Annotated in this window: 6 protein-coding genes; 3 read left to right on the top strand and 3 right to left on the bottom strand. The window is 45.8% G+C overall.

Annotation, left to right across the window (positions count from 1 at the left end):
• Window positions 1–175 precede the first annotated feature (175 nt).
• Window positions 176–469 (top strand): DUF3055 domain-containing protein, encoded by a 294-nt coding sequence (locus tag QFZ80_RS02495; protein ID WP_171646239.1) that lies wholly within the window; start codon window positions 176–178, stop codon window positions 467–469.
• A gap of 56 nt (window positions 470–525) precedes the next feature.
• On the top strand, window positions 526–831 hold the full coding sequence (locus QFZ80_RS02490) for a hypothetical protein (protein WP_307557079.1): 306 nt from the start codon (window positions 526–528) through the stop codon (window positions 829–831).
• A 474-nt stretch (window positions 832–1305) separates the two neighbouring features.
• Here the strand turns inward: QFZ80_RS02490 and QFZ80_RS02485 are convergent, their stop codons facing one another.
• The gene (locus QFZ80_RS02485; RefSeq protein WP_307557077.1) at window positions 1306–3438 is read right to left on the bottom strand and encodes a glycoside hydrolase family 52 protein; all 2133 of its coding nucleotides are present in this window, start codon (window positions 3436–3438) and stop codon (window positions 1306–1308) included.
• A 166-nt stretch (window positions 3439–3604) separates the two neighbouring features.
• Between QFZ80_RS02485 and QFZ80_RS02480 the strand changes: the two genes are divergently transcribed.
• Window positions 3605–4507, top strand: coding sequence for a helix-turn-helix transcriptional regulator (locus QFZ80_RS02480; protein WP_307549196.1), 903 nt, complete (start codon window positions 3605–3607; stop codon window positions 4505–4507).
• Window positions 4508–4631: 124 nt separating this feature from the next.
• Here QFZ80_RS02480 and QFZ80_RS02475 read toward each other — a convergent pair whose 3' ends face one another.
• Together QFZ80_RS02475 and QFZ80_RS02470 are read right to left on the bottom strand one after the other, a co-directional pair.
• On the bottom strand, window positions 4632–10994 hold the full coding sequence (locus tag QFZ80_RS02475) for an S-layer homology domain-containing protein (RefSeq protein ID WP_307557075.1): 6363 nt from the start codon (window positions 10992–10994) through the stop codon (window positions 4632–4634).
• Between the two features lie 22 nt (window positions 10995–11016).
• Window positions 11017–12576: an extracellular solute-binding protein gene (locus tag QFZ80_RS02470; RefSeq protein ID WP_307557073.1), complete on the bottom strand. Its 1560-nt coding sequence runs from the start codon at window positions 12574–12576 to the stop codon at window positions 11017–11019.
• Window positions 12577–12578: the final 2 nt, after the last annotated feature.

Here is a 12578-nt window from a genome sequence, read left to right as displayed (position 1 = left end):
AAATGGTTCAGAAAAACGAAAAAGCACCTCTTCAGCTTGTTAGCTGAAAAGGTGCTTCCCTTTTTCTAATATCCAAATCATACCATGTTTGTCAGATGGGCGCAAGATATGTTTTGTTGACGAGCATTTTTCGGTTATAATGAGTTGCATACTAGAAAGAGAATGGAGGGCCCTCATGTCTGATTATGACTTTTTATACGACCATCAGGAAGAAACAACAACGCGTTTCGTTTGTTTCGTTGGCAACGCACTGCACCGATTTGATCTCGCAATTATGACTACATCCCGTTATTTCGGCAAAAAGCTTGTTATTGATTTGCAATCCGGACGCAGCGCTGTTATTGGTCCAGATGATCTGGCTGAAGAAGGATATTTGGAACATGTGTATAAACTGAATGAGGAACAAGCGCTAGAACTTAATGAATTCTTGTCGCAAATTATAGGTTCCATTCATTTTACGGATATTTAAGCTGTCTGCGGGGGACACTGGAAAAAGCATAGCAACCTTATAAGGAGGCTTTATCCATGAGTGATAAGTTCCCTAACGACAAGTATAGTCACGCTAAAGGCTTTATTCCTGAGTACCGAGACGCTTTCACCGATTTGGAGACAGTCGAGTCCCAGCGCAATGACTTAATTCCCGAAGAATTTCCCGAGGGTCCTTATGGCACAAGCCTAAACACAGAATCACTCGGAAAAAGTAAACCATGGCGAGAAGATCAACGTCCGCCTAACCAATTCTCTTACGAAAATCGGGAGCTGCATGAAGGTATTAAGCGGGACTATCCAGGCGAAGACGATTATCGGAACGAACCGACGAATCAAGAATAAATCGTATAAAATTGAGCGAGCCAAACGTTTGATACTACAAACGTTTGGCTCGCTTATTGTTTATTGTTTTTGTAGATGTGAATAGAACCCATCATGTTGCAAAACGTACAACAATTTTCTTCACTTTCGTGTTTAAAGCGATCCAGAGTTGTAGAAAGTGCAACATATTTGCTTAATTGGGGCTTATTTGACTCTATTTAATGGAAATTGTTGTATGGTGTACAACATCTTCACCATCTATCCTTCTGAAGGGGGTTATTGTTGTATTTACTACAACAATCATACCTATTTACTTGTAAGAAGGGAAGTATTGATCCAAATGGAGATTCTTATTCTTATAGACTCCTAAACTCCTAGTGACCAAGAGGTTTAATCTCTTGGTCTTGGGTTCTTCGGTTCTTCGGTTCTTCTGTTCTTCTGCTCTTCTGCTCTTCTATTCCTCTGTTCCTGCACTTCCTTCTGCTTCCCAATTTTCTAGACTGCCTGATAATTATCCTCTAACAGCCAGAGGATACTAGTTACACCGCGTGGGTAATATTTACTTCCTTGAATTTCCCCGGATATGATTTGATCACTCCAGCTCCAAAACGACAACTGCGGATGCGTGAGCCAGGTGACATGCGCAGCATCAGCTGCAGTTCCTTGCGCTTCCCAGGGAAGCCCCAGAATTTGCCGTGCTACAAACTGACACAAATATATTTTACTCAGCCATGAGTTGTTGCTTGTGGATGAAAGTTTCCAACCGCCATCAGGGAACAAGCACACATCAGCTACGAGCACCGTTGTGAGATGCTTCTTCAGCGCTTGAATGTAAAAGCCATAGCGGCCATTTTCATCGAGTGCTTCTTTACAGCCAGTAAAGTAAGGGAAGACAAGACCTTCAATAGCCGGGATGATGCGAGAATCATTACCTTCACCAACAACAGCCGGAATGTACCCATCCTCGGTCACATAACCAACAAGCGTGGTTGCGCACTTCAGCGCTTGGTCTCCGGCAATTCGCGCGATTTTATCACGGCCATAACGGTTGAAAATACGCTCCATAGCCAAGTAAGACGCCCAACACTTACCAGCCAAATAAATGTTGTTACGAGCTTGCCCCAAGGATACGTCCAAACTATCATACGTGGTAATCTCCGCTCCCCCCATCGTACGCGTGCTATCCAGCGCCATGATGCCGTTACGCAGACTAGGATCAGGGTTATCCCTATTCAACATGCTTTGAAGGCATTGTTCGAGAATAGCTATATTTTGCTCCAACCATAGTTGGTCACCGGTCTGTTCTGCATAAGTAGCTGCGCATAAAACCCAATTCACAAGCTGTTCATGGGTCATATGTGAGAAACAGCCTTGCAGTCCGTACAGCTCATACGAAGAATAATTGGGTCTTGAGAGGGTATTGGCAACACCCATATCATGTGTAAAACTAATGCCACCCGGATATTCTGTAGAATCTCCAGGGAATCGTACTCTATCTTCATAGCTGTAGCGCTTAACGAACATATCCAGTTCATTTTTTACAGTCCACGGATTCAATTCAAGCTCATAAAATAATTGGTCAACGGTGAGATCAAAGGTGTTCATCATGCGGTATTCCCCTTCGTTCACGACCCAGAACGGCTCACCGTCCATATCCAGCAGCTGCGAGCTGCCATAATAGCTGCGAATCGCATGCGATAGCATGAACTTCTGGTCATTTGAAAGTTTGGATGCCCCGATGCGATCATTACTTTGATCCGCTCGTGCAGCTAGCTCATCGAAGTGATCTAATGCAAAGCGTCCTACCGCTTCAATGTCCTTAAATAAACGTGCATACATATACGAAGCATCATGACCGGCTGTCACAATGCCAGAACGGTGGAAACATATCGCGAAGCGATAAGTCCGTTTCTCGCCAGCAGCTGTGTCGGCAAAAAGTGCGCCTACGGCCCCCAGACCGAAAGTCAAATTTTCGATGGGATATACAGTCAAAATGTCCTCGATACTAAAATGCAGTGCCGAGCGCACATCAGGATCCTTAGAAACGATTGCGGTAATCCGACCTTGCCCAATGCCAGCCACCTGATCCATCGTATCGTCTAGTCGGCGCATCGAGCTGTATGGATCTGTCCCTTGATAACCAAAGAACATTCTTCTGGAAGAGGTTCCTTTCGTATTGTCCACAGTAATCTCAGCCAGCACAGCCGGAACTAAGGCAAGACGCAGCTCCTCTTCGGAACTAGCAGTAGGATCCGGTATAGATTGTGCTTGAGAGTATAGTCGAAAAGCCAGATCTCCCGCTGACCACGTATCTGTCCCCACTTCAAATTGTCTGGTGATCCCACTTTGTGCGAAAGGAAATACAATTTTAGGCTTATTCGGATTCGGGTCGGGATTCTCAATGTCATAACGTTGACTTTCAGTTTCGCCATCCGCACTATATTCAAAAAAAGGTAGAGCCTCGTAAGTACCTCCCTGATTGGTTTCCAAACCTATATAGATGTTTTGTTCAGGCGGACGGCCTTGTTCGAGGTCGAAGCCCCCTTTTTTCCCTGGGAATCCAAGTGTGAAACTTGCGAACGCTCCCATAGGTGAATGATGGGCATTAAAAAATAGATTTTTCGGCATAAATGACGCTCCCTTCAAACTTCATATGCCCTAATCATACATTCAGTTAAATCTTTATCCCATGGGCAAAACTTTCTTTCATTTGTGCAAAAAACACCTCATTCCAAGGCATCATATGGTACAATAAAGAGCAATTCGCTGTTACCATGAAGGAGAGAATTTCCAGATGCAGCCATTCCGTTCAGCATTGCCTTCTGGGCATGAACATAGCATTAGCGGCAGTATGCTTCCCGATTTGCAAGTTTCGTTTCGCGTTTTTGCTGCACATCGCAGAAAAGTGAATGCTCATTGGTCTTTCCCTGAACATAAGCATAGCCAATATGAAATTAATGTTGTACTCGAAGGCAGTCAGCATATGCGTGTAGAAGGTAAAGACTATCAACAGACTGAAGGGGAACTGTTATGGCTGACGCCCAACCAACGCCATAGCAGCTTAGGTGCACTGGATGGAGCTACGATGGAATATGTATGCATCCATTTCGAAGTGGACGACCCTTGGTTGCGCCAGCGGTTAAACCAGCTAACCCTTGTGCGATATCCAGTCGGCAGTACACTAGAGCAAGCACTTCGCCCTGTCATACAGGATGTTGGGTTAGCTGCCAAGGAGAGTGAAGGAACACAACTGAAGTTGTTGACCTTGCAGGCTTCTTTCCGTTTGTTTGGCGTTTTGATTGAGCTTCTGCTTCAAGAAGAGCAGCACATCTCCTCTCTTACTGCAACCACAGAGCTGGCTAAACAAATTGCGGCCTATATTGAACGTGAGTGTGCGCAATCAGATGAGGACAATAAGGAAGTTCAGGAACCGCTCCGGATTGAGCGGCTCGCTGAACAATTGGGTTACAGCTCCACTTACTGTAATCGCGTATTTCACAAAGCATACGGCATCTCTCCGCGTCAGTATGTCAGTATGATCAAACTTCGAAAGGCGAAACTGCTGCTCATGGATCCTACACTCACCATCGAGCAAATATCCGAGCAGCTCGGTTACAGAGATTTATCTCAGTTTAGTAAACAATTCAAACGCTGGACGAATATGTCTCCCACTGCTTATCGGCAGCTCTCCTATTAGTGCAGGCTCTAGAGAGCCAAAAAAGCCGACCTCCGTATAACAGGATGTCGGCTTTACCGTTTATTTATCTAGCATTTGCCAACTCTCATTCAAATCCGCACCAATACCGTCAACCACAACCTCCCTACCGTGTAAAAGAAAGTACAGGAAGCATTCTGGATAACATAACCGCACTTTGTGCACGGGTCGAAACGTCCGAAGGAGCAAAGCTGCCGTTCGAAACGCCTTCCATCAGCTTCATTCCAGTCAATCGGTTTACTGCCTCTTGCGCCCAGTCCGCAATTATGTCTTGATCCATAAATATGGGCTGTTGGTTGGCTGGCTCTTGATCTTTGCTGCCTGCGAATTGTATGGCTCGATAGATCATAAGCGCCATCTCCTGCCGACTAATGGTTCCATCAGGACGGAATGCGTTATTTTCATAACCGCTCACAATTCCCGATCCTACAGCCGCTGCAAGGGAATCACGATACCAAGCATCGCTCGGGACATCTTCAAAGCTGATCTTGCCTGATAATCCTGCGGTTTTCTCCAAACCTAGAAAACGGGTAAGGAGCACAGCGAATTCAGCACGTGTAACAGGTACATCCGGATGAAATTCCTCCGAAGACACTCCTTGAACAATTCGTCTATTGGCCATTTTCTCAATGTCATCCTTGGCCCAATGCCTCTGGGTATCCTTGAATGAAAGATGATTTTTAAGCAGCAAGTAAGTACTGTTCGTTCTACTGTAAATAATCACTTCATTGCCCTTTACAGAAAAGGGAACCGGTTCGTAACTAACACTTCCACTGCTATCAGTAGAAACGCGGACGGCAGCCAGATTCCCTTCCATGACTGGGATCTCCGTTTTGATTGCCCTAGCTACATAATGGGTAAATGAATCAATATCCATCATTTTCCCATCCGCCATAGACACTTGTATTGTAAAATCGATGGCAGCAAGCACCTTAAATCCAGATGATTCAGCATGCTGCTTAGCGCTATCATTCCGACTAATAATGATCTCAAGCTGCATGTTCTCCAGATAGACGTTCAATTGTGCAGCCCACTGGATGATGTCAATTTGCTGAATCGGCAGCAGATACGTCCCCAGCTTGGTATCAACCGAAATCGTCTGAATCGATTTAGCGTCAATCATTTTTTGAAGCGCTTTACTGCTCAGCTTTACATTTACCTGTTCGGCGTCTCCGCTTTCTACCGAGATGGCAAGCAAACTTGAGTCTGTGTTTTGCAATGCCTTGTCAATCTGTTTTTCATTTACAAATGTAAACGCTACCTGCTTGTCACCCACCGTTTTGATTTCCGTAACGCCTATATCAGCATTGCTTTCTTGTGTTCCCGTACTGAGCGTAAGATCGCTCAGGTCAGTATTGGAGGAAGGTTCATCTCCAATTGGCGGTTCCACTTCCTCCACGGTTGTCACACCCGGAGCCTTCAAGTAGTTCGTACCGCTGTTTTCCAGTATATTTCCTCTGAGCACAATATTAGTCCCCGCTTGAAGATGAATGCCATTTGCGTTCCCAGTAATCGTATTATTCAAAATCTGCACGTTCAGCGGATCGCCTTCACCGATATAGTTCGCTTTTTCATCCCCTTTGTCATGCTCTAAGAGGATAGCCCAATAATTGGTCGCCGTATTATTGCGAATTATGTTATTTCTAATCATCGTTCCTGGCCCGTTCAATACATTAATACCAGAAGCCCCATCTATATTCGTCGTGTTTTCAATGATATTGTTCGCAATGATCGTATCCGGTGTACCCATCGTAACCACAATACCTTCTCGAGAGTTTCGGATGATATTATCATGGATATGGTTTTTGGGACCGGACTTACTATGATTACTTGGCGCTGTACCCCCTGTATTACCAAGACCAACAGCTCCACCCGTGATAATATCGGTAATCAAATTTCCGTATATATCATTTAAATATTCCAGTTCTCCATGAAGATCAATCGCATCCAGCTTGGTCCTAGTAAACTGATTGTTGCGTATGGTGTTGTTATGCGCGACAAATTGAACGAGCGCTCCATGTCTTAAGTAAGGCCCCTCAAAAGACGAATTTTCCACCAAGTTCCATTTTGTATCATTGTCATACCCTAGCCGATTTACCTTCGCCATACCTTGGATTGCGACTCCATACCCTGACCCGCCTGGCCCTACATCAGTGGCATTGCGGAAGGTGCTGTTTCTTACAACGACATCATGACTGTTATCAATGCGAATTCCCATACGAGTAAATTTTTCAACCGTTACGTGATCTATGGTGATGTTGTAGGAAGGATATTCGCCATAGTTCGAAATAGCGATCATGCTGTCCGGTCCGCCATTTGCCGGATTATTTACCGTATGATCTGTTGTATAAGCGCCCGCCCAAGTGGAGGTTAGTGTCAGATTGGAAATAACCAGCTCATGCTGATTGGCTGCTTTTAATACCGTGCTGTTTTTAACTTTGTTAAGAGCCGTTTTCAACACTGCACCGGATTCACTTTCACCACGGAGGTTGACCCCCGTTTTCAATAATAGATTTGTAGTTCCGTCAGGAGCTGTATTCAAATTGTACGTTCCATTCGGCAGATAGACTTCGCCACCTTCAACAGCTGCGTTGATAGCCGCCTGAATGGCAGAACGGTCGTCAGCAGCGTTGTCTGCAGGATCCGCACCATAATCCAGCACATTTATAACCCTGCCTGATGTTACATGGGGCATATGAATAGGATGGTTCGTGCCATCCGCATTTGTCATCCCCGGCTCGGTAAAGGGCACAGCCCCCGGTGGAGGTCCGGGTACCACATAAGGAATATGGGCAACCGGCGTATCCCCGTTAGCGAATGGAGGATACACATGAACGTCCGTTATGCTTGTGAATGTGCTGCCATCCGAATTGCCATGGCCTGAAATTCGCACGTATCTGGCATCCGTATCAGGAATATCAAAGGCTTGCATAGTCGTAGTAGTGCCCTTACTGGAGCCGCTGAATCGCTGTGTCCAAGTTGTTCCGTCTTCAGAGGTCTCGATTTCGAAATTCGTTGATCGTACATCCCCCTTATAAAATCCAATACCAACATATCCGACGCGTTTGATGTCGTCCAAGTCGTACATAATCCATTGCCCATCACCCGATGAAGACCAGCGTGTGTACGAATTGCTGTCTATCGTGTTAATCTCGATGTTTCCATCGCTGCCGCTCGCGGTTACACCGATAACCGTTAGGGGTGTCAGCGGTGCCGAAAGCGTTGTTCTGCTAAAAGTCAGCGGAGACGTACTGATATTCCCTGCTGCGTCTACTGCTTCAACTTTGAACGTATACACTGCTCCTGGACTCAACCCAACAGCGTTATAAGAAGTGCTTCCATTTACCGCTGCCAGCAACGTATTATTTTGGTAAATCCGATATTCAATAACTTTCGTATTATCTACTGCAGCAGGCCAATACAAGTTGATGAAATCAGTCCCAAGGTTAGACACTGCTAAATGACTGGCGCTCAGCCATGAGGGCGGTGTGTTATCGTTCGAGATATCGACGACCTCCTTAACAACTAATCGAGGTCTTGGATTACTCGTGCCGTTAGCTTCCTTCGAATAGAGGTTTAAGGAAATACCCGTGTTTTCCGGATCTCCCACTACAAAGGCAACCTTGCCTTGGGTCAAATGGCTTCTGACATAATCGGATACATCCACACTGTACAATTCCGGGCTGGATCCTTTATCGGTCGACACCGTGAATTTGCCAATAAAAGCGGCATCAGCCAGATTATTGACCGGCGAGTTGCCCCATGTTAGACCTGTTTCCATCCATTCCGTATTCTCGATCCCATAAAGTGAAAGCTCCACATTGGTGTTGGAGCTGCCTCTTTTCCCGGCCACTTGAAATATATATTTGTAATCAGGATCGCTCAAGCCGGACAAATCATATTTAAAATAAACGTATTTTTTATTTGTGCTTCCTGAGGAAACACTGAATAGTCCGGCGCTTGTGCCCGTGGCTGAATTAAAATTCATACCTGCTTTGCTGCTGTCAATGAGTGCATCATCCGTTGGTAGTGGACTGCCTATTTCATTTTCAACCACCGTTCCAGGTCCAGAAGGTCGCTGTGGTACCACTGTTATTTCACTATCCGCATATACCTGCTGATTGACGGAGGTTGTCACGTTTGCCCGTATTTTCGTTGTACCCGGACCTACAGCTGACACCAATGCGCTTGTCAATCCTGACGAGGATACGGTTGCAACACTACTGTCATACGTTATCCATGTCACCGTTTGTGTTACGGCATCATTAGGCGTAAGCGATACAGTCAATTCCTTTGACCCGTTAACCTCCATTGTGAAAATGGAAGGATCCAAAACAGCTGAAACATTCGGTCCAGTCGGAGCAGGAGGATTAGGATCTTTTGGATTGCTGGGTGTATGGCCGTCTTTATATAAGATATGTTCTGTCACGGTCCTGTTCTTAACATGCTGATCCATAAATGCCCATGCCTCCGCATTGGCTGTTTCTGACGCTGTTCCTGTAAATCCGTGGCCTTGCCCAGGAACAACTTTGAAGTCAACAACAGGAACACCCGCTGCTGTTAGTTGATTAGCAAACGTAACACTGTCCGTATAGGGAATCGTAGAATCCGCGTCCCCATGCCGGATCCAGAATGGCGGATCATCCGGAGATGCATACGTACCGGGCATCGCAAGTCTCGCTTGATCTGGCACAGTGAAGGCTTTGTTCCCGCCTAGAAGCGCCGTTACTGAGCTATAGTTATTCGCAAAAGCAGTCGTGAAATCAGCAGGCCCAAACCAGTCAGCCACTGCCTGCACTTTATCTGAATATTCCTGCCAGCCTCCTGAGCCTTCCAAATCTGGCACATGTACCGTATTTCCATTATCGAGAACCACCTGATCACTCGTTAAGAGATCCCCCGAAGTTCCGAGCAGCGACGCAAGATGGCCGCCCGCCGATGAACCCCAAACACCGATACGGTCAGGATCAATATGATATTGAGAAGCATTTGCCCGCAAATAGCGAATGGCCAGCTTCACATCCTGGATCTGAGCCGGGAATGGCGCTTCAGGCGTAAGGCGGTAGTCAAGCGAAACGCCGATATATCCTCGCTTGGTCACATATCCGCATATGTTAGCTAACGCTTGTTTCCTGTCCCCGTGATTCCAGCCTCCGCCATGGATATAAACAACGACTGGCAATGGAGCAGCAGGCAGTGTATCTGGCACGGCAATCGAGGTATACAAGGGGCGGCTGCCGGCTGTTCCTATTTCAACATCTTCATACAAAGTTACACCTTTTGGTACAGGGAAAGGTACCGGGTCCGTGGATGGCGGAGGTGTGGGCACCGGTGTTACAGCAGGCGGGATTCCTGGAATAGCTTGCCCTTTAATTGACACACTGTCCATGTACATATTCGCCTGCATGGGATCCCCCACTCTGAATCTTATCTTCAGATTAGCGTTGTTGTTGGTAGCCCCCCCTAATACCCACGTTTTCAGTTTGTTGGATTCGCTGTTCTTTTGCTCAGAAGTGCCTGGGGCCAGCTTGAATTCTTCTAAAGTAGACCAACTGCTCCCTCCGTTCCCCGACCACTCCACGATCATACTTCCGCTAATATAAGATGACGCCCTTGTAAAGTAACTCAGCTTGATGTTTCCGTAACCAGTCGTATTGAGCGGTAAGGCTAGCGCATCATTAGCATCAATTTTGACAAAATTGGGCAGCGATGGAGCGCTCGTTGAAGTTGACGTTTTGGCGACGCTCCCCCCAGCACCTTCCTGTACCCATTGTGACGGTATGGTTACACTCCCGGCTGAACCGTAATTGTCAGGATCATCGAAATTGTCGGAGAAGAATTCGATCTCCGGTCCTTCAGGCTGTGGGGTTGAGGGCTCATCCGGTGCAGAAATGGCTGTGCCTCTAACTACCACATCATCAATATAGATGTTGCCTGTTAGCGTTGAGTCCACGCTGAATCTCACTCTGACATCCGGAAGATTATCAATAGGTGTGTACGTTGCTGCCGTAATGGTATACGTTCTTTGTTCAAAGGAGCCTTGCGCACTATTAATGGGATCCAAAGCAAACCAAGTGGAACCTCCGTTTGCGGAATACTCCACCTTTACGCTACCTGCTGTGACACTTGATTTGTACCAATAACTCAACTGAATATGTTGATATCCAACCGTACTTAGATGTAGGCTTAGCGAATCGGTCGCATCTATTTTTATGCCATAGGTACCCGTATGCATGCCGCTGGTTGTCGTCTTCACCAGACTTCCATTCAGACCGTCTTGCGTCCATAGCGATGGCGATGTTGTCGGGACTGCAACGCCATTACCATATTCAAAACTATCATAAAAGAGCTGTGTGTCTGTCGCCTCAGCCGAAAGCGTTTCCATTTCAACCATTGGTGAAATAACGCTCAGCAGCAGCATGATGCATACAACTATCCGTATCTCAATACTTCGCAGTAAGTACTTCATTTTATCTCCTCGCTTTACCTTGTTACTTATTCTTCGTTCTCGATAAGTTAACGCCATCATTTTTGTTAAATCTCTCCGTAGCTTCTTTGATGACATCATTGCCGCCTTTTTGCTTCCACTCTTCTAAAACTTTCGGATAGTCCGAGATCGGTTCCTTTCCATAAACCATTTTCAAAACATGAGTAAGAATAACAGGTGGAAGCTTATCTCCCGTTGGCGCGATATCAGGATTTTTCAAATATCCCTTCAGCTGCGGATCGAACTGGATACCGTCACGTCCTTCTTTGGCCAATACCGTATCATACAGCTTCATCAAACCTTGCCCCTCAGGCGTAAGACTCAAAGTTCCTTTGTTATAAGTTGTATCTTGAACTAACCAGAGTAAAACTTGTCTATAAGTCTCCTCATCAACATCCTTTGCGTTCGTTGGCGCTTTATAAGTAAGTTTTCCATTCTCTTCCGTGTAATTCTCCCCTTTAATACCAAAGGTAAAAAATTTCTCCGCCTCGTCACTAACCATCCAATCGAAAAATGTAATGATAGCCGCTGGATCCTTTGCACTTTTATTAAGCAAATAAGCTCTAGTCACGTTACCGACAAGCCTCAATCCGCCCTTGCCGTCAGGTCCAGTTGGAGATGAAATCAATTTCATCTTCCCGGTTGCCACACTTTCTCTCAACTGCTGATCCCATTGAATCAACAAGTTGGCATTCATGTTCCATATTCCTGCTTTTCCGGCTAAAATATCGTTTTTGAACTTGGTCGGATTGGTGGTTTCAAACTCTTTATTCATCAAGCCTTCATCCACCATCGTTTTATAGGTTTGAATGGCTTTTTGCATATTTTCTACGTTAAAAAACTTAGGAACGATTTGATCGCCCTGCTTCATAAAGAAGTTACCGAAAACATCATAAGCCCCGAAGAAAGCATCCGCGTACACGAAATCTTCTCGTCCCATATAGGGATTCTCAACACCAAGTTTCTTGAACGCACGCATAACGTTGAGATAATCTTCAACTGTTTTAGGCTCGGGCAGGCCCGTTTTTTCTAATAAATCTGTACGGATCCAGGTCGCTCTTCTGGACGGATTCGATAACCACTCTGGTATAGCGTATATATTCCCTTTGGCGTCCGTTTCTTTCTCCCATGCTTCTTTCGGTATTTTTTTCAAAAGGTTCTTGCCGTGCTTTTCCAATAAATCGTTTAAAGGCAGAAATACACCAGCCTGCACCGACCCCGCCAATTGCGGATTCGTCAAGCCCGAGCTCGCCTGAACAACATCGGGAATATCATGGATGGCGAACATCTGAATCATCTTCTGATCGAATTCTTTGTGTGACATTAAGCGGATGTCCAAATCCGTATTCGTTAGCTCCTCCAGCCTTTTTACCCATTTCTCTTCGTTAATGTTCGGATGATTTTCCGCGTACGAAATATTTCCGGACCGGAAGGATATCGAAAAGGCCGCCTTCCCACCCTCAGGCTTGCCTGCTGTTTCCTGCTTCCCTGCCTGCGAGCATCCTGCTGCGGTTGCTGCAAGCAAAGATGCACTAATTATGGATAAAAGCCATTTCTTTCTCATAT

The sequence above is a fragment of the Paenibacillus sp. V4I7 genome, from assembly GCF_030817275.1.
GTDB lineage: Bacteria > Bacillota > Bacilli > Paenibacillales > NBRC-103111 > Paenibacillus_E.
This window is presented reverse-complemented; position numbering and strand designations above follow the sequence as displayed.